Consider the following 19050-nt stretch of genomic DNA (forward strand, 5'->3'; position numbering starts at 1 on the left):
ACCACCCTATCCGTGCGGTGGCATGAGGTTATCCCTTTCGAGCGACAGTCTCAAAGACAACAGGCTGCGATTACGCAACAGCGCAATTGCCGTCATTGCGGTTGCCGCGCCCGCAATCAAGTCAACGAGATAATGCGAACCTTGAGTCGGTGTCGAGAGAATAACTGCAATATTCAAAATAAGAAATATTGGAAATATCCGCGTCCGTCGCATCGCATATGCCAGCAATATGGCCATTATCGTGTGGAAAGACGGAATCGAAACCAGACCCTGTGCGGACCGCAGGTCGAAGATTCTTAGCGTCCCGTCTCGCAGAGGTTCGAAGTGACTCAGAAGTGATACGTCAGCATGCACAACTTCTTGGTAGAATTTTGCAGGGCCCGCGGCAGGAAAATAAACGGAAACAACGCTTGTTATGAGATAGGAGAATATCATTGCCGCATTAAATTCTGCGAGTTGCTCCTGTCGTTTGGTGAATGACAGATAAATGATAACCACGGCAATTTGAGGAAACGCGCTCGAATAGGCCAATGCCAGCGCGTGGCTCAATTGAGGCCGATGCTTCGTCCACAGATACACTCGGGGCCAGTCGAAGCCGAGTGCGCGATCCCATGCAGCCAACGTATTATCGACTAACGGCGCGTTTGTACTGACCAAGAGATAGCCGAAAAAGCACGCTGTCATGGCGAACAAAATAAACAGCGAGGAGCAAGTCAGCGCGATTCTTATTTTTTCGTCACGCCGATATCGCTCGAAAAGAAGCGGGGACAGCAAGCCAAGCGCGCCTAAAAGATGTAGCGCTACTCCGTGCCCCGCTATCGACCACTCCCCTGCAAGGCCCCATCCCAGATCAACGGCAGCAAGTAGCAGCGTCGTCACCGCCAGTGCTGCATTCGGCTTCGAAAAGAACGTGAGACGCCCATCCGCTGAGTACAATTTCGCTTCCATAGAGCCTTTTTTGCTGTTAACGACACGAAGGGCGATTCCTTTAACCGTGCGCTGCGCGACCTTGCGAAGGTCTATATTTCGGCGCTTGCTGGGCGTCGACTATCGAGAACACCGGATGTCTCTTCAGTGTCGAAAGTACTCATGCCTCTCCATTCCTCCGTCCCCGGCCTCGTTCCGTTCGAACACGATGAAGTGCTTCGAAAGCGTCCTTGACAACGACGACCGTCAACCCTGAGCGCGTCATCCCGAATCGGCATGACGGCCTCAATTTTCTGGCTTCACTGCCGTAAACGAGTCATGTCAGTTCGTCTTCGGCTGGGAGAACGCCCAGCGAGCGCATGCGTATCGACCTCATTACCCTTTATCTGTTAGCGATCGGAACGCTTCTCGCCAGCAGCGGCCTGACGCTCTGGGAACGCCGGTCGTATCCGCGGCGCAGACGCGAACTCGGCGTGCTCGCGGCAGGTTACGCCACGCTCGCGCTTGGCTGCGCCACCGCCGCGATCCGGCATAACGTGCCCGGCCTTCCCGGCGTCGTGGGCTCCGCGCTGGCGAATCTCATCATCGTCGGCGGGTATCTGCTGAATCTGCAAGGTGTCGCGCTCCTGAACGGACGCCGCTACGGGCGGATGTCCCTCAGTATCGTGTCGATGCTCGCACTCGCCTGGGCCATCGCGGGCACGCGCGGCGAGGCGGTCATGTGGGCGTACATTAGCGCCATTCCCATCGCCGTGGTGTGCGGCTTGACCGCGCGCGAACTCCTCGGCACGCGCGATTCGAAATGGAAGCAGTCGCGCAACCTCGCCGTGGCCATCACGGGCGCTCACGCGCTCTTCTACGCGTTCAGGGCCGCCATTCTGCCGTGGCTGGCGGCATCGTTCGGACCGCATCTGCTGGCGATCTTCGGCCAGGCGACGATGTACGAAGGGGTGCTCTATTCCGTCATCCTGCCGATGACGCTCCTGCGCCTCGCGCGCGACGAGGCCCACGCCGATCTGCGACGCGAATCGCAGACCGATTACCTCACTGGTCTGGGCAACCGCCGATGGTTCTTCGAAGAAGGGGCAGGCGCCATCCGCGAAAGCAACGCCTTTCCGCCGGTGTCCTGTCTCGCGCTCGACCTCGACCACTTCAAGGCGATCAATGACCGCTTCGGCCACGAAGCCGGCGATGAAGTGCTGAAGTCCTTCGCCAGGATTCTGCGTAGCGTGCTCGGACGCGATGTGATCCTGGCGCGCATCGGTGGGGAAGAGTTCGCCGCGCTGTTGCCGGGGCACGAAAGCGCCCGCGCGAAAGATCTGGCCGAAGCCGTTGTCCGTCGATTCGCGCAGACGGTCACGCGCACGGCGGGCGGCGTGGAGATCGAGGCGACGGTGAGCGTCGGCATGGCGCGCTTCGGGACTGATGAAGACACGCTGGCGAAAGTGCTCGCCGCCGCGGATCGCGCGCTCTACAGCGCGAAATCGCGCGGTGGCAACCGGCTCGAAATCGCGCGAGCCGCAACGACCCGCGCGAATCCCCACGACGCTGCGGAGCGCCGTCTGACGGTCCTCTGAGCTCATTTCCCGTCGTCCGGCGAAAGACCCGACCGATCCGAAGCGGGCGTTGCTTGCTTCAGGTCGAACCCGATTCTGTCCGGAGATGATTGACGAAGAGCTTTGCAGCAGTCGGCAGCGATTCAAACGAGCGAACGCAGATTTGAATCTTGCGCCGCGCCCACGCCTCAGAAAGCTGAATGATCCGGAAGTCGAACATCACCGAGTACCGTCGAGCCAGTTCCAGCGGCAGGATCCCGATGCCGAGTCCGGAGTTGACCATGAAGCACAACGCGTCAAACCCCGTGCACTGGACCTTCAGTTTCAAGTTGCGCTTTTCTTCGTTGGCAGCGGAGGCCAGCACGCGATTGATCGAACTGCCCCTGTGCAAGCCGATGAAGTCGTAGTTCAATGTCTCCGCAAACCTGAAACCGTCACGCGCTTTCAAGGGATGGTCGGCCGGAACGACGAGCGCCAGCACATCCTCGCGATACGGAAAAACCTCCACCTCCTGATCGGGGGCGTCGCCTGAAAAGATGCCGACATCCGCCGCGTTTTCAGCCACTGACTTGGTCACGGCCGACGTGATCTTTTCCTCCAGATCCACCTGGATATTCGGATACTCGCTCAGGAACTTCTTGATGTCGTCCGGCAAGAACTGAGTGATTGCCGAGATATTCGCGTGTACGCGGACGAAGCCGCGAATACCGACTTCGTATTCGCGCATGTGCACGGCGATTTCATCGAGCTCGTGCAGCGCACGTCGTGCCAGCTTTCAGAACGAAAAGCAGTTCATCGATACGGACCGGAAAATCGCGTTCGTCGCTCGGCGGTCTCGGCGGATGCCCATATGCACCGGGCGCCAGCGGGAACGCCTGCACCGAGGATCTGGTGCACATGCTCAATCTGATGGGTTATGACACCGGGATCAGAGAGCAGGAGTTATTGGTTGTGGTCGAAGTTCTGCCCGCGTTGATCGGGCACGAGTTGCCCGGTCACGTGAATAAGGCAGGTCTGCGCTCACGGCTCCATCCCGGACCGACACTATGTCAAGCAGGTGGAGCCGCGTCATTCGCTTGAACATCGAACGAACCAATGACAGCGCCTGAGATGCTTGCCGCGTGAGCGGGCAATGGTTTCTGCGCGAGTGTCACTGCGCCTGCTGCCACTGCAACACCGGATGCGTCGCGCCCGCGGGCATCGCCCACGCGCCGCCCGGACCGAAGTTCCATCCCGCGAAGCTCGACGGCGTGCTCATCTGTGGTGTCGTGAGACCGTTGCTGTCGGGCGGCGCGGGGCCGTTCCCGACGCTGAACGCGTGCGCTTGCGTCGTCACGGTCTTGTCCCAGTAGACGTTGTCGCGGATTGTGCCGTAGTTCCACGCGGCCGCGCCGCCGCGGTAGGAGCCAGGGGGCTGGCCGGGTCCGCCGACGAGATTGGCCGCGAACGATTCATCGATGACGCCCGTCGCATCGTTCGTATCGACGAGACCGCCGTCCGCCGTATAACCGGTCACGTACGACTGCGTGATCAGCCCCGCATTGCCGCTGACGAGCCCGCCCGTGCCGCCGTGCGAGCCGCGGCCTTGAGAGCCGTCCGCGAACGACTGCGCGATGGTCCCGTAGTTGTCGCCGACGAGCCCGCCCGCGCTGCCCTGCGTGCTGATCGACGCGCTGCTCGACGAGCGTTCCACCGTGCCGTAGTTGCTACCGACGAGACCGCCATCGGTGGCGGCGCCGTAGATGATTCCGTCGGAGATGCTGCCGGAACTCGACGAATACGTCACGAGCCCGTAATTGACGCCCACCAGGAGCCCGAACGATCCGATCGACGATCCCACGTAAATGGTCCCGTTCGTGATCTTCACGTTGCGCACGACGCCCTTCGCGCCGACCACGCCGAAGAGGCCCATCGCGTCGCTGGTGCCTTGCCCGTAAGGGAGTTGTGGTCCGTAGGCCAGGCCGACCGGCGTCAGCTTGTCGATCGTGTGGCCCATGCCGTCGAACTGTCCCGTGAAAGGCGCGCCCGACGCCGCATTCTGGCCGGGCATCGAGCCGATCGGATTGAACACTGTCGTCCCGCTCGCGTCGATATCCTTGCCGAGCGCGTAGTTGCCCGCGAGATCCTGCTCGATGTTCTGCAGATCCGCGCGATTGTTGACGAGCCTGTAGCCGGTGATCTGCGTCACGAGCCCGCTATAAGGCGCCGCCGTCCACGCGCCGTTCGCGAGCAGCGTGCCCGGGGCGTAGCTGCCGTTCATGTCGTAGAGCGCAGTGACGATACCCGTGCTTTTCGACCAGTCGATCGTGCCGTCATTCGCGATACTCCCGCCGTTGTCGATCGCGCCGCTGTCCGCGCGCAGCGTGAGATCGCCGCTGCCGGTGTTGGCGATCGTCGTATTCGGTGCGATCGTCAGACTGTGCGCGGCGCCGAGCGTCAGCGCCGCCGTGCCGTTCCACAGCACGTTGCCGTCGATGGCGAGATCGCCAGTCGAGGTTTCCACGTCCACCGACGTGCCCGCGCCCAGGCTGCGCGACACCGCACCCGCGTTGCTTGCGCCGAGCGTGAACGTCGGCGCGCCGAGCTTCCACGTTCCGGCCGTGACCGTCGCGCCGCTGACATCGAGCGTGCCGCCACGCGTTTCGACCGTGCCGCCGCTGCCGTTGACGTTCGTCGCCGCGATGTCGCCGCTCGCGTGGATCGCGCCCGAATCCGCGACGAGCCAGACGTGGCCGTCGCGCGTGGCGGTGCCCGTCGCGCGGATCGCCGCGCTGCTGCCCGCGAGCGCGTAGACGTTGCCATCGGCCGCTTGGAGACTAATCTGCGCCGCGCGGATCGCGCCCGCGTTCAGCACGGCGCCGCCGCTGCCCGTCTGCACGAAAACCTGCTGGCTGCCCGCCGCGTCCTGCAGCAGCACCTGCTTGCCCGCCGCGAGTTCCGCGCTGCCTTGCGCCGCGTCGACGCTGCCGAGATTCGCCGCGAGCGTGCGCGAGATGAGGAAGACATCGCCGCCGCTCGATCCGATCTGGCCCAGATTCACGACGATGCCACTCCCGCCGCCCGACAGCGTGAGCGCGCCGCCTTGCATGAAGGCGTTGTTGCAGACGTCCAGCGCCGACGCGACGAAGCGACCGCCTGTCGCGACCACGCCTGTCGGCCCGACGAGCACGCCTTGCGGATTGATCAGCCAGACACTGCCGGTCGCATCGAGATGCCCGAGAAGCACCGAAGGATCGCCGCCGGTGACGCGGTTGAGGGTCGCGCCGCTGCCGTTGTCGAAGGTGACGACGCGGCCATTGCCGATCGAAAAGCTGCGCCAGTCGATCACGCCACGCGAGGACGTCTGGTTGATCGTCAACGACTGCCCGCCACCGCTGATCGAGCCGCTGCCCGCGACGAACGCACCGCCTTTCGGCAAGGGCGGCGCGGCGCATGCGAGCGCGGCCGGCAGCAGGAGCGAAAGCGGAACCAGACGCGGGACGAGAAAACCCTTACGGTCGCCTGAAGAAAAGGCGGCGGAGAGAAGTGAAAACGAAGGTGCGCGGCGCGGCATGAGCGCCTCCATGGCGGATGAAATCGGTGGTGAATCGATTTATCGCCGCTGCTGGTAGAGCCGACGCCGCTCCGGTGGCCGCGCTGTCATGCTGTCGACAAGATCGCGCAGCCTGCCGGGAAGGTCGCGAACCTGACGCGCGAGCAGGCGAATCGATGGTAGCGCCGGCTTGTCCGTCATGCAATGTACGAATATGTCCGCTCGTCACGCGTCACGCGTCGAGAATACCTGCCGCGACAAAGCCACCGTCCACCGAGAGCGTTTGACCTGTGATGAAACTCGATTCCCGGGATGCGAAGAAGGCGACTGCCGCCGCGATCTCCTCGGGAAGACCGTACCGTTTCATTGGCACCTGGCGCAGGTAGGCGTTGCGCGCTTCCGCGGAGTGCTGGCGGGTGAGCGTCGTTTCAACAGGGCCGGGCGCGACCGCATTCGCAGTGATGCCGTATTCCGCGAGCTCGATGGCCATCTGCCGCGTCAGTCCGATCATCGCAGTCTTGGATGTGCCGTAGCCCGTGCGTCCCGCACCGGCGCGTATGCCGCTCACCGATGCGATGTTGACGATTCGTCCCCAGCCAAACGGCCGCATGCGCAGCGCGGCCTGCTGCGCCAGTGCGAGCGGACCGGTGACGTTCACTTCCATGATGCGTCTGAAATGGTCCAGCGGAAATTCGGTGAACGAATGCAGACCGGCGATTCCGGCGTTATTGACCAGTACATCGCAGCGTCCGACGCGCGCATCGAGCGCTTCGAAGAATGCCTTGATCGAATCGTCGTCGCCGACATTCAACTCGAGAGCGAACGCTCGTTTGTCGAGCCGGATAATCTCCGACGACACCGTTTCCGCCGCCGCCAGCGTGAGATCGGTCGCTACGACGGTGAAGCCATCGGCCGCGAGCCGCGTGGCGATCGCCCCGCCCAATCCGCCTGCCGCACCGGTTACGACCGCCACGCGATCGGGATGAGCCGCGTCGATCATCGAAAACGCCCTCCTGGATATAGGTTGTGTTATCTGCATGCTCAGGCGACTAGCCCAAGGGAACGAGAGCGCAGCTTTGTCCGCCGTCGACGGGCAGGCACACGCCGGTAATGAACTTCGCCATATCGGAGGCAAGGAACACCGACGCATTCGCGATGTCCCAGGGATCGCCCATATGACCCATCGGCACCATCCTGTTGCGCGCGGCGATCATGTCCTCGACGCTCGAATATTGCCGGGCGATTTGCGCATAGATCAACGGAGTATCGATCGCGCCCGGTATCACGCAATTGGCCCGGATGCCTTGACGAGCATGCTGCATGGCGATGGCGACGGTCGCCTGATTGACCGCCGCTTTCGCGGCCGAATAAGCGAAATATGGATAGCCGGTCCAGCCGAGCGAGGCCAGCGACGAGATGTTGATCACCACGCCGCTTCCTTGTTCGATCATGTGAGGCAGCACGGCCTTCGCCGTGCGGTAGACCGAACCCAGATTCAGGTTCAACGACGCATTGAAGGCGGCTTCGGTCAGCTCGACCGGGCCGCCCATATGCGTCGCGCCGACGTTGTTGTGCAAGACGTCGATGCGTCCCCATGCTTCGAGCATTGCGTGCACAGCGCCCGCAACGGAGTCCGATGACGTGACATCCGCGGCGGCGGCGAGCGCCTGTCCGCCTTCCTTCGCGATGTTCTGTGCCGTGCGCCGGGCAAGCTCGCCCTCCACGTCGGTGCAGAACACCCGTGCGCCGGCACGCGCATAGGCAACGGCCGCCGCCTTGCCATTGTTCCAGCCTTCCTCCGGTCCGCCGGCGCCAAAAACCAGAACCGTTTTTCCTGCGAGCGAACACGCGGAAAGTGGCCCGTCGCTCATATTCACGCCCCTTGGTTGTCTGAAACTCCACAATATGGATTAAATGGACCCTGCATTTACGGATCGAAGGTTATATCGCCTATTAATTTGTGGATAGTAGGCGTAAACGAGCAGTACTCAGCAGGCGCATAGTTGCTTTAAAGTGCTGACAAGCAAGGGGTTTTTGGCTCCACAATATGGAGTAAATCGAATAATTGCAGGCGATTAGTAAATCCACAATGTGGAGTTTAAATGAGCAAAATCGCGAAACTGATAACCGGCCCGATGAATGAGTCCGATGCGCCCATTCCGATCGAGCGAGACGGCGCGCAAAGCATCGATCGCGCAATGAACGTCCTGATGCTGGTTTCGGCTCATAGCCGGGTGGGAATGCCATTGCGCGAGATCGTCACGCAAAGCGGATTGAAGCAACCCACCGTGCATCGACTGCTGGGAGCGCTGGTGCGGGCGGGCATGGTCGAGCAGGACCCGGATAGCAAGCGGTATCACCTGGGTTGCGAAAGCTATGTGCTGGGCACACTCGCGGCGGAACGCTTCGGCATTCATAGCGTGGCGGTCGGCAGTGTCGTGCGGCTCGCCAACGCCTCCGAGGACACCGCGTTTCTGACGGTTCGCCGTGGCGACTATGGCGTCTGCGTGCATCGCGAAGAGGGCACCTATCCCGTGCGCGCTCAGGTCTTGTCCGTCGGTGACCGGCATCCGCTCGGTGTGGGGGCGGGTGCCATCGCGATTCTGTCGGCGCTCGAGGACGCGGAAGTCGAACAAGTGCTCGCTGCGTGCGAGCCGAGCTATCGCGAGCACTATCCGGCTATTTCGAGCGAGAAGCTGAGGGAACTCGTGAAGGAAACGCGCGAGCGCGGCTATGCAACACACCGCGGGCTCGTGCATCCGGGCTCATGGGGGCTCGGTATCGTGATTCGTAACGAGGTTGGCGAACCGTGCGCCGCGCTGTCGATCGGCGCGATTGAGAACCGGTTGGGCGAGGACCGGCAGGGGAAGCTCGTCAGACTGTTGCAGAACGAAGCGCGTGCGGTCGAAGCACGTCTCAGGCAACGCATCGACGAACGTCGAACGGAGGCCGCGTCCGGGCTTTCTTCGACGGGCCGGCGAAGCGGTTGAGCGTGCCGCCGAACGCGCACGAAGCAACGTCTCTTTTTTTGCCATCGCAATCAGACACCAAAGATCGACTGCCTGGAGAAGCCTTGAAAGCCGACTCTCGTATCCTCAAACATCCCGGCGCCGCCGATCCCGAGCGGATTCAGTCGGTCGCCGGCGAGGCGCTGACGCTCACATTCGAACTGGAGCCGGGCCAGAGCCTGCGCGACGCCTTGCTCGATCCTCTGAGGGCCGCGGGCATCGCCGCCGCCACCGTGCGCATGGAAGGCCTCTCGCTCGACTGCCTGCATTTCGTGCGGCCCGCGCCGCCGAAGGACGATCAGCACGTGGCGTTTTACAGCGAGCCGCACCGCATCGATACGCCCTTGTATATCGAACTTGCATGCGCGACGGTCGGCGAGCGCGAAGGGAAGCCTTTCATTCATTGTCACGCGCTGTGGAAGGGGGCGGACGGCGCGATGCAGGGCGGCCATATTTTTTCGGATCAGGTGACCGTCGCCCGGGGATCGGTTGCAAAGGCATGGGGCATCGCCAACGCGCTGATGCGCGCCGACTACGATCCCGAGACCAACTTCACGCTGTTTCAGCCTGTCGAAGCGCCGCCCGTGTCCAACGTCACGGCGAGCCGCGATGGCCGCAAGGGAATTGTCGCGCGCATCCGGCCGAACGAGGATCTGTCACAGGGCATTGAAGCAGCATGCCGCATCAACGGCATTCGCGCCGCCAGGATCCGGGGCAGCGTGGGCAGCATCGTCGGGGCGCGCTTCGAGAACGCCGATCCGGTCGATGACATCGCAACCGAGATACTGGTTCTCGACGGCGAAGTAAAGGACGAAGGCGGCGAGCCTCGGGCTACGCTCGACGTTGCGCTGATCGACCCGCGTGGCAGGGTCCATCAGGGACGTGTCGTGCGCGGGGACAATCCGGTGCTCATCTGTTTCGAACTCTTCCTGGAAGAGTCGCTGCGCGCAGATGAAGGACGCGTGGCATGAAGCGCTTCACGCTTTCGCACTGGGGCATCTACGAGGGCGAACAGGACGGCACCGGCGCGCTTCGTTTGCGCCCGTATGCGAACGATCCGGACCCCTCACCGATCGGTGTCCATCAGACCGCGCGCGAACTGCGCGATCTGCGGGTACGCAGGCCCGCCATCCGCAAGAGCTGGCTCGAAGGCGGCGCCGGAACGTCGACGCATCTGCGCGGGCGGGAAGCGTTCGTGGAAGTCGAGTGGGACGAAGCGCTCGATCTCGTCGGGCAGGAACTCGACCGGGTCCGCGCGAGGTTCGGCAATTCGGCGATTTTCGGCGGCTCCTACGGATGGGGCAGCGCGGGCCGCTTTCATCATGCGCAGAGCCAGATTCATCGGTTCCTGAACATGATCGGCGGCTATGTGCGGCATCAGGATTCGTATAGCCTCGGCGCGGCGCACGTGATCATGCCGCATGTCGTCGACGGCATGAACGAACTGATCAGCTATCACCATTCCTGGGACGTGCTGGCCGAACACTGTCAGCTCTTTGTTTCATTCGGCGGCGTGCCCGCGAAGAATTCCCAGTCGGCGCCCGGCGGCGTGGGCCGTCATCGGGTGTCGGCCGGACTGAAGGCCATGCGCGAAGCCGGCGTGCGGTTCATCAACATCGGCCCCGTCTCCGACAACATCGAAACCGGCGGACCCGTCGAATGGATTCAGTGCCGTCCTGGCACGGATACCGCGTTGATGCTCGGCATCGCGAGCGAGTTGCATCGGCGCAAACTGCACGACGTCGCGTTCCTTACGACGCATTGCGTGGGCTACGACGAGTTCGAACGATATCTCGTCGGCGCGACGGACGGCGTACCCAAGACGGCCGCGTGGGCGGAAGGCATCTCGGGTGTGCCGTCCGGTGTCATCCAGGACCTGGCGCTGGGCATGCATCGCTGCCGCACGGTGATCAACGTCGCCTGGTCGCTGCAACGCGCGCATCACGGGGAGCAGCCTTTCTGGATGGTCGTGACGCTCGCGGCGATGCTGGGACAGATCGGCTTGCCGGGCGGTGGCTTCGGCGTAGGCTACGGCTGCCTCAACACGGTCGGCACGCCACATGAGAAGCTCGGCGGGCCCACGCTGTCACAGGGCCGCAACGCGGTGAAGGATTTCATACCGGTCGCGCGCATCGCGGACTTGCTGCTCAAGCCGGGCGAGCCCTTTCAATACGACGGCAAGCAATATCGCTATCCCGACATCCGTCTGGTGTACTGGGCCGGCGGCAACCCGTTTCATCATCATCAGGACATCAACCGTTTTCTCGAGGCCTGGCGCAAGCCGGACACCATCGTGGTCCACGAGCAGTACTGGACGGCGACGGCCAGACACGCCGACATCGTCCTGCCGATCTCGACTTCGATCGAACGGGACGACCTCGGCTACGCGTCGCAGGAAGCGATTCTTCTCTGGATGGCGAAAATGACCGAGCCGGTCGGCGAGGCGCGCGACGATTTCACGGTGTTCGCGCAGCTTGCCGCACGACTCGGCGTGGCTGAAGCGTTCACCGAAAATCGGGACCCGGCGCAGTGGCTCGAACACATGTACGACGACACGCGCGAGCGCTACGCGTCGGCGGGCATCGACCTGCCCGTGTTCGACGCGTTCAGGGAACGCGGTCTCGTCGATCTGCATGATCGGGCGCGCTCCGTCGTCATGCTCGACGAATTTCGCCGCGATCCGTCGGCTGCGCCGGTCAATACGCCGTCCGGCCGCATCGAGCTGTATTCGCAAACTGTCGCCTCGTTCGACTTGCGGGATTGCCCCGGACACGCGTGCTGGATTCCTCCCGTCGAGTATCTCGGCGCGCCGCAGGCAGCGGACTTCCCACTGCATTTGCTGAGCGATCAGCCGCGCAACAAGCTGCATAGCCAGCTCGACGGCAGTCCGCTGAGCGCCGGCGGAAAGCTCGCGGGCCGGGAGCCGATCTACATGCATCCGTCCGATGCGGCGCAACGCGGCATCGCGACGGGCGACATCGTGGAAGTCTTCAACGCGCGGGGGCGCTGTCTCGCTGGCGCGGTCGTCTCCGACGCGATCATGGCCGGCGTGGTGCGCATGTCCACGGGTGCGTGGTACGACCCGGAGCCCGGAAGCGGTCGCGACAAGCACGGTAATCCGAATGTGCTGACGGCGGATATCCCGGCGTCGGAGTTGTCGCAGGGATGCGCTGCGCAATCCTGTCTGGTGCAAGTCAGTGCGCCGGTGCAGAAACCTCCGCCGGTCACGGCTTTCGATCTGCCACGGTTCAGCACGGACCGTCCGGGACTTGTCGGCATCCGCGCAACTGGCGGGGGCATTGAGTAACAGCAGCTACATAAACAAGGAGACATCGTGCAAACCATGAACCGCCGTACGGCCCTAAAACTCACGGCAGGCGCCGCCATCGCATTTCCCGCCATCCTCAAGCACACGCGCGTCTACGCAGCAGATTTCACGCTTCGTTATGCCAATAATTGCCCGGCGACGCATCCGCTGACGGTCAGAATGACGGAGGCAGCCGAAGCAATTCGCAAGGAAACGGGAGGAAAGGTCGATCTGCAGGTCTTCCCGAACAGTCAGCTCGGCGGCGACACCGACATGCTGGCGCAACTGCGAGCGGGCGCGCTGAACTTCTTCACGCTCTCGCCGATGATTCTGTCGACGCTGGTTCCGAAGGCGGCCATCAGCGGCGTCGGGTTTGCATTTCCAAGCTACGACAATGTCTGGGCGGCGATGGACGGTCCGCTTGGCGCCTACGTGCGCGCGCAGATCGAGCGCAGCGGTCTGTACCCTTTTCCCAAGATTTTCGATAACGGCTACCGGCAGATCAGCTCATCGACGCGCGCCATCCAGACACCGGACGACCTCAAGAACTTCAAGATCCGGGTCCCGCCTTCGCCGATGTGGACGTCGATGTTCCAGGGCTTCGGCGCCGCGCCACTGACGATCAACTTCTCCGAACTGTATTCGTCGCTGCAGACCAAGATCGCGGAGGGTCAGGAGAATCCGCTCGTCACGGTCAATTCGGCCAAGCTGTACGAGGTGCAGAAGTACGTCGCCAAGACCAATCACATGTGGGATGGATTCTGGTTTCTCGCGAACCGCGCCGCCTGGCAGAAGCTGCCGCCGGAGGTTCGCAAGGTGATCGAGGAGCAGATTGCGGCCGCCACGCTCAAGGAACGGGATGACATCCGCTCCCTGAATGCATCGCTGGAAAAGGACCTGACGGCAAAAGGCGCCGTGTTCAACAGCGTCGATCCGGCGGCGTTTCAGTCCAGGTTGCAGGCGTCCGGTTTCTACAAGGAATGGAAGGGCAAGTTCGGCGATGAAGCGTGGGCGCTCCTCGAGAAGGGCGCGAGCCGTACCCTCTGACCTGACTGCCAGGAGAGTGAAATGGAAGAGAGAACCTTGCCAATCATGCCGGCGGATCATCCGTCGGGAAGGCGTTTGCTGGACATGTGCCAGACGGTGCTGACGCCGCTGGTCGAAGTGCCGGCGGCCGTACTCGTGCTGGCGGAAGTGGCGGTTCTGTTCGCGGGCGTCGTCAGCCGGGCTGTGTTTCACAGCCCGCTGGTCTGGTCCGACGAACTGGCGTCCATCCTGTTCATCTGGCTTGCCATGCTCGGGTCCGTCATCGCATTGCAGCGAGGCGCGCACATGCGCATGACGGCGCTGGTCGGCAGGATGAAGCCGGGTCCGCGCGCATTCCTCGATGTGGTGGCCATCGCGGCGCCGCTGGCGTTTCTCGCCGTGTTCACATCCTCTGCCTACGAGTTCGCCTCGGAGCAGGCGTTCATCACCACGCCGGCGCTGGAAATTTCCGACGCGTGGCGGGCTGCGGCGATGCCCGTCGGATGCGCGCTCATGGGCATCGTGGCGATGTTGCGCCTCGCGCGCGTCGGCAACTGGAAGCTGGTCGCGGGCGCGGCCTTTCTGATCGTGCTCATTGCAGGCGCGGTCGTGCTCGCGCAACCCGCGCTGCACGGTCTCGGAAATGCGAACCTGCTGATCTTCTTCGTCGGTTTCGTGGCGCTGATGGTACTGAGCGGCGTTCCCATCGCATTCTCGTTCGCACTGGCGACCTTCGGCTATCTCAGCCAGGCCACCTCGATGCCGGTCGTCATCATGGTCGGCCGCATGGACGAAGGCATGAGCCACATCATTCTTCTCGCGGTTCCGCTGTTCATCCTCCTTGGACTGCTGATGGAGATGACAGGCATGGCGCGGGCGATGGTCGCGTTCCTCGGCAGTCTTCTGGGGCACGTCCGTGGCGGCCTGCAATTCGTGCTCATCGGCGCGATGTATCTGGTCTCCGGCATCTCCGGATCGAAGGCGGCGGACATGGCCGCCGTCGCACCGGTGCTGTTCCCTGAAATGAAGAAGCGCGGCGCGAAGCAGGGCGATCTGGTTGCGCTGCTTGCCGCGACCGGCGCGCAGACCGAGACGATTCCTCCCAGTCTCGTGCTCATCACCATCGGCTCGGTCACGGGGGTGTCCATATCCGCGCTCTTCACCGGCGGTCTGCTGCCGGGCGTGATTCTCGGCATAACGTTGTGCGCTCTGGTCTGGTGGCGTTATCGCAAGGACGACACGTCGAAGGTGGAACGGGCGTCGCGCGGGCAAATCCTGCGCACGCTCGCGGTCGCCGTGCCGGCGCTCGCGCTGCCGTTCGTGATTCGCGTCGCGGTGGTGGAAGGGATTGCGACGGCAACCGAAGTCTCCACGATCGGTATCGTGTATTCGGTGGTCATCGGCATCCTGTTCTATCGTCGCTTCGACCTGAAGCGGCTCTATCCGATGCTGATCGAGACCGCGTCGCTGACGGGCGCCATCCTGCTCATTATCGGGGCGGCGACGGGCATGGCGTGGTCGCTTACACAGTCCGGCTTCTCAACCATGCTCGCACGCGCCATGCACAACGTGCCGGGCGGCGCACCCGCCTTCATGGCCATCTCGATCATCGCCTTCATTCTGCTCGGGAGCGTGCTCGAAGGCATTCCGGCCATCGTGCTGTTCGGACCGCTGCTGTTTCCCATCGCGCAAGGTCTGGGCATCAACGAAGTCCATTACGCGATGGTGGTCGTGCTGGCGATGGGCGTTGGTCTGTTCGCGCCGCCCTTCGGTGTGGGTTACTACTCGGCGTGCGTGATCAGCAAAGTCCATCCCGATGAAGGCATGCGCCCGATCGTCGGCTACATGCTGGCGCTGGTCATCGGCCTGATCGTGGTGGCGGTGGTTCCCTGGCTCTCGACTGGCTTTCTCCCAACCTGAACTGATTCCGCGCCCGGGCCGGTTTGCAAGTGTCTTTCCGGGTCGATCAGCATATCAACTAAACAGGATGACTAATGAGTACGGCAACGATTCAACCTCCGGATCTGATTCGCACACTGGCTTCACGCGCTCATCGCATTCGCCACAACGCGATCACGATGGCGGAAGTTCAGGGGCAAGGATACGTCGCGCAGGCGCTGGGCGTAGCGGACGTGCTCGCCGTGGCCTATCTGCACGCGATGAACGTGCGCCCCGACGAACCCGAGTGGGAGGAACGCGACCGTTTTCTGCTGTCGGTGGGGCATTACGCGATTGCGCACTATTCCGTCCTTGCGGAAGCCGGCTATTTTCCGGTGGAAGAACTGGTGACCTATGGTTGCGATGACAGTCGCCTGCCGATGTCGGGCATGACGTCCTACACGCCGGGTGCGGAGATGTCGGGCGGTTCCATCGGTCTCGGGCTGCCCATGGCGGTTGGCATGGGGCTGGGCCTCAAGCGCAAGAATTCGGCGTCGTTCGTGTACACGCTGATGGGCGACGGCGAACTGGCCGAAGGCCCGACGTGGGAAGCCGCGACGGTAGCGAGCGCGTACGGGCTCGACAATATCATCGGCATTGTCGATTTCAACGGCGTACAGGCCGATGGCCCGTCGACGAAGATCATGCCCACGGGACCGATTGTCGAGAAGTTCGAATCGTTCGGCTTTTACGTGCAACGTGTCGATGGCAATGACCTGGACGCGCTCGTCCTGGCCTTCGACAATGCCCGTCACCATGACAAGCCGGTGCCTCGCATCATCATCTGCGACACGAAGATGGGCAAGGGCGTCGATTTTCTGGAAGCGCGCGAGAAAAATCACTTCATCCGACTCGAAGCGCCCGAATGGAAACGAGCATTCGAGCGACTTGAAGCACAAGGAGCTGCAGCATGAACACGACCGTAGCAGCAGAACTCGACCGGCGCAGCGAAACGCAATCGACCGGCGCGCCCGCCATCATCGCTTCGTCGGTGGACGAAGGGCATCGCACGATCGCCACACCGTTTGGGAAGGCGCTGGTCGCGTTGGCCGACGAGCGGCCGGAGGTCGTGGGCATGAGCGCCGACCTCGCGAAGTACACGGACATGCATATCTTCGCGCAGGCGTATCCGGACCGCTTCTATCAGGTGGGCATGGCCGAGCAGTTGATGGCGACGGCGGCAGGAGGACTGGCGAAGGAGGGCTTCATTCCGTTCGCCACCACGTATGCGACCTTCGCGGCGCGTCGATGCTATGACTTCATTTCGCAGGGCATCGCCGAGCAGGATTCGAACGTCAAGATCATCGGCGGGTTGCCGGGGCTGACCACGGGCTACGGTCCGAGTCATCAGGCGACGGACGACCTCGCCATCTTCCGCGCCATGCCCAATCTGACGGTCATCGACCCGTGCGATGCGCTGGAGATCGAGCAGATGGTTCCGGCGATCGCCAGCCATCATGGGCCGGTGTATTCGCGAATCCTGCGCGGGAACGTGCCGCTGGTGCTGGACGAGTACGGCTACAAGTTCGAGCTCGGCAAGGCAAAGCTGATTCGCGACGGCCGCGACGTTCTCATTATCGCGACGGGATTCATGACCATGCGCGCACTGGACGCAGCCAAGGAACTGAGCCGTGATAGCGTCGATGTCGCCGTCCTGCACGTGCCGACGCTCAAGCCGCTGGATGAGGAAACCATCGTGCGCGAAGCGTCCCGGGGTGATCGTCTGGTCGTGGTTGCCGAAAATCATACGGTCATCGGCGGTCTGGGCGAGGCGGTCGCGGGCGCCCTGATTCGCGCGGAGCATGCGCCTCGATTCCGGCATATCGGTCTGCCCGATCAATTCCTCGATGCGGGGTCGCTGCCTGTCCTTCAGGACCGTTACGGCATCTCGCGCAAGGCGGTCGTCGAGTCGATCAGGAATTGGCTGTGAAGTGAGATCCAGGGGCTTCGCGGCGCGGTATGGCGCCGCGAGCTCCCGGCCTCTTGAACAAAAACGTTCTTCACTTAACCAGATAAACAGAATGACAGGTAATCACGATCCGAACTGGAAGCTGGATACGATTGCTGTGCACGGCGGGTACACGCCCGATCCGACCACTCGGGCAGTCGCCGTGCCAATCTATCAAACCGTTGCCTTCGCGTTCGATGACACGCAACATGGCGCCGACCTCTTCGATCTGAAGGTCAAGGGAAACATCTACTCGCGCATCATGAACCCGACGGTCGACGTGCTCGAACAGCGCGTGAACGCGCTGGAAGGCGGAGTCGGAGCGCTGGCGATGGCTTCCGGTCTCGCCGCCGTGACGGCCTCGATCCAGACGATCGCCGAGGTGGGTGACAACATCGTTTCGTCGAGTACGTTATACGGCGGCACGTACAACCTGTTCGCGCACACGTTTCCGCTGTCGGGCATTCAGGTGCGGTTTGCGGATCCGGGTGATCCGGACGCGTTCGCGTCGCTGATCGATGAGCGAACCAAGGCGATCTTCGCGGAGTCGGTCGGAAATCCGCTGGGGAACATCACCGATATCTCGGCGCTGGCCGAGATCGCTCATGCGCACGGTATTCCGCTCATCATCGACAACACCGTACCGTCGCCTTATCTCCTGCGTCCGATCGAGCATGGGGCGGACATCGTCGTGCATTCACTCACGAAATATCTCGGCGGCCACGGAACTAGCCTGGGAGGCGCCATCGTAGACTCGGGCAACTTCCCCTGGCAGCAACATGCCAGGCGCTTCCGCAGGCTCACCGAGCCTGACGTGAGTTACCACGGCGTTGTCTATACGGAGGCTTTCGCGCGCGCAGCCTATGTCGGCCGGGCGCGAGTCGTTCCGTTGCGAAACATGGGTGGCGCGATCTCGCCCTTCAATGCGTTCATGATTCTGCAAGGTATCGAGACACTGGGCTTGCGCGTTGATCGAATCGTCGATAACGCGCGAAAGATTGCCGAGTTCTTGCAGTCCCATCCGAAGGTCGAGTGGGTCAATCACGCAAGTCTTGCAAGTCACCCCGATCATGAATTGGCGAAACGGTATCTCGGCGGGAAAGTCCCGGGCTTGCTCACTTTTGGCATCAAGGATGGATTCGAAGGCGGCGCTCGTTTTCAGGACGCGCTCAAGCTCTTTACGCGGCTTGTGAATATCGGCGACGCCAAGTCGCTCGCGACACACCCGGCTTCGACGACGCATCGTCAATTGTCCGATCACGAATTGAAGAAGGCCGGTGTCACGAAGGAGACGATCCGGTTATCTGTCGGGATCGAACACATCGACGACCTGCTTGCCGATCTGCATCAGGCACTCGGGAACGCTTGACGTCAGCGTGTCGGACGCGAGCCGCCACCGTTTCTTCCAATCATGGCTGTGACGGATCGCGGTAGACACCCATCCTCGGTCGAAGTCGAAACGCGCGGCGACATCGCCCGCGAAGTGGGCAAATGAGCGATTCCGGGCGAAGGCGGCAAGGTCTATGTTTAAATCCGTTAGGCCATCAGTCGCGACGGCTCGGATGCGCGCCGTCGCCGAAGCCTGTCAACCGCTTGGCCACTGATCGATAAGGTAGTCGGCGAAGGTCCGGATTTTCGGCGACGACAGTTTCACGCGTTCGAACAGCACGTGGACGGGCGTTGCGGGCGGTGCGAACTTATCGAGCACGGGCCGCAGGCGGCCCGACTCGAAGTGCTCCGCGACCTGCCACGCGGGTGCACGATGGCTTATGGCAGGCGCTGCCGGCGTCGTGGTCGCGAACAACTAC

Annotated in this window: 15 protein-coding genes and 1 pseudogene; 10 read left to right on the forward strand and 6 right to left on the reverse strand. The window is 62.6% G+C overall.

The features are described from left to right. Positions 1–6: 6 nt before the first annotated feature. Positions 7–948 carry a phosphatase PAP2 family protein gene (locus tag AWB79_RS21670; RefSeq protein WP_061169490.1) on the reverse strand — a complete coding sequence of 314 codons (942 nt, stop codon included), beginning with the start codon at positions 946–948 and terminating at the stop codon, positions 7–9. A 338-nt stretch (positions 949–1286) separates the two neighbouring features. Between AWB79_RS21670 and AWB79_RS21675 the strand changes: the two genes are divergently transcribed. Beyond that, positions 1287–2504 carry a GGDEF domain-containing protein gene (locus AWB79_RS21675; RefSeq protein ID WP_061169491.1) on the forward strand — a complete coding sequence of 406 codons (1218 nt, stop codon included), beginning with the start codon at positions 1287–1289 and terminating at the stop codon, positions 2502–2504. A gap of 58 nt (positions 2505–2562) precedes the next feature. Here AWB79_RS21675 and AWB79_RS21680 read toward each other — a convergent pair whose 3' ends face one another. Beyond that, positions 2563–3210 (reverse strand): LysR substrate-binding domain-containing protein, encoded by a 648-nt coding sequence (locus tag AWB79_RS21680; protein ID WP_096031586.1) that lies wholly within the window; start codon positions 3208–3210, stop codon positions 2563–2565. Between the two features lie 95 nt (positions 3211–3305). Between AWB79_RS21680 and AWB79_RS40520 the strand changes: the two are divergent. Continuing rightward, a pseudogene (locus AWB79_RS40520) lies at positions 3306–3563 on the forward strand (hydroxymethylglutaryl-CoA lyase); the annotation flags it as partial. Between the two features lie 70 nt (positions 3564–3633). Here the strand turns inward: AWB79_RS40520 and AWB79_RS21685 are convergent. From AWB79_RS21685 to AWB79_RS21695, 3 genes are all read right to left on the reverse strand, one after another. Continuing rightward, on the reverse strand, positions 3634–6036 hold the full coding sequence (locus AWB79_RS21685; RefSeq protein WP_082862432.1) for a two-partner secretion domain-containing protein: 2403 nt from the start codon (positions 6034–6036) through the stop codon (positions 3634–3636). Positions 6037–6247: 211 nt separating this feature from the next. After that, a complete protein-coding gene (locus AWB79_RS21690; protein ID WP_061169492.1) occupies positions 6248–7015 on the reverse strand; it encodes an SDR family NAD(P)-dependent oxidoreductase in 768 nt (255 codons plus the stop codon). Between the two features lie 49 nt (positions 7016–7064). Continuing rightward, positions 7065–7886: an SDR family NAD(P)-dependent oxidoreductase gene (locus tag AWB79_RS21695; protein ID WP_061169493.1), complete on the reverse strand. Its 822-nt coding sequence runs from the start codon at positions 7884–7886 to the stop codon at positions 7065–7067. A gap of 231 nt (positions 7887–8117) precedes the next feature. Between AWB79_RS21695 and AWB79_RS21700 the strand changes: the two genes are divergently transcribed. The 8 genes from AWB79_RS21700 to AWB79_RS21735 all read left to right on the forward strand — a co-directional run bounded on the left by AWB79_RS21700 (position 8118) and on the right by AWB79_RS21735 (position 18611). Then, positions 8118–9005: an IclR family transcriptional regulator gene (locus tag AWB79_RS21700; RefSeq protein ID WP_061169494.1), complete on the forward strand. Its 888-nt coding sequence runs from the start codon at positions 8118–8120 to the stop codon at positions 9003–9005. 83 nt (positions 9006–9088) lie between these two features. Further along, positions 9089–9994 (forward strand): PCC domain-containing protein, encoded by a 906-nt coding sequence (locus tag AWB79_RS21705; RefSeq protein WP_074169410.1) that lies wholly within the window; start codon positions 9089–9091, stop codon positions 9992–9994. Continuing rightward, entirely contained in the window at positions 9991–12330 is a 2340-nt protein-coding gene (locus AWB79_RS21710; protein WP_082862427.1) for a molybdopterin-dependent oxidoreductase, read from the forward strand. The genes AWB79_RS21705 and AWB79_RS21710 overlap by 4 nt, the downstream gene beginning before the upstream one ends. Before the next feature lie 36 nt (positions 12331–12366). After that, complete coding sequence (locus AWB79_RS21715) at positions 12367–13377, forward strand: TRAP transporter substrate-binding protein (protein WP_061169495.1); 1011 nt, start codon at positions 12367–12369, stop codon at positions 13375–13377. Between the two features lie 45 nt (positions 13378–13422). After that, the gene (locus AWB79_RS21720) at positions 13423–15276 is read left to right on the forward strand and encodes a TRAP transporter large permease (RefSeq protein ID WP_198399073.1); all 1854 of its coding nucleotides are present in this window, start codon (positions 13423–13425) and stop codon (positions 15274–15276) included. Between the two features lie 74 nt (positions 15277–15350). Then, on the forward strand, positions 15351–16208 hold the full coding sequence (locus AWB79_RS21725; protein ID WP_061169497.1) for a transketolase: 858 nt from the start codon (positions 15351–15353) through the stop codon (positions 16206–16208). Then, a complete protein-coding gene (locus AWB79_RS21730; protein WP_061169498.1) occupies positions 16205–17224 on the forward strand; it encodes a transketolase family protein in 1020 nt (339 codons plus the stop codon). The genes AWB79_RS21725 and AWB79_RS21730 overlap by 4 nt, the downstream gene beginning before the upstream one ends. A gap of 91 nt (positions 17225–17315) precedes the next feature. Beyond that, positions 17316–18611, forward strand: coding sequence for an O-acetylhomoserine aminocarboxypropyltransferase/cysteine synthase family protein (locus AWB79_RS21735; RefSeq protein WP_061169499.1), 1296 nt, complete (start codon positions 17316–17318; stop codon positions 18609–18611). 216 nt (positions 18612–18827) lie between these two features. Here the strand turns inward: AWB79_RS21735 and AWB79_RS38395 are convergent, their stop codons facing one another. After that, complete coding sequence (locus tag AWB79_RS38395) at positions 18828–19046, reverse strand: type 2 periplasmic-binding domain-containing protein (RefSeq protein WP_232470960.1); 219 nt, start codon at positions 19044–19046, stop codon at positions 18828–18830. Between the last annotated feature and the right edge of the window lie 4 nt (positions 19047–19050).

Origin of the sequence: Caballeronia hypogeia (genome assembly GCF_001544875.2) — a bacterium.
GTDB lineage: Bacteria > Pseudomonadota > Gammaproteobacteria > Burkholderiales > Burkholderiaceae > Caballeronia > Caballeronia hypogeia.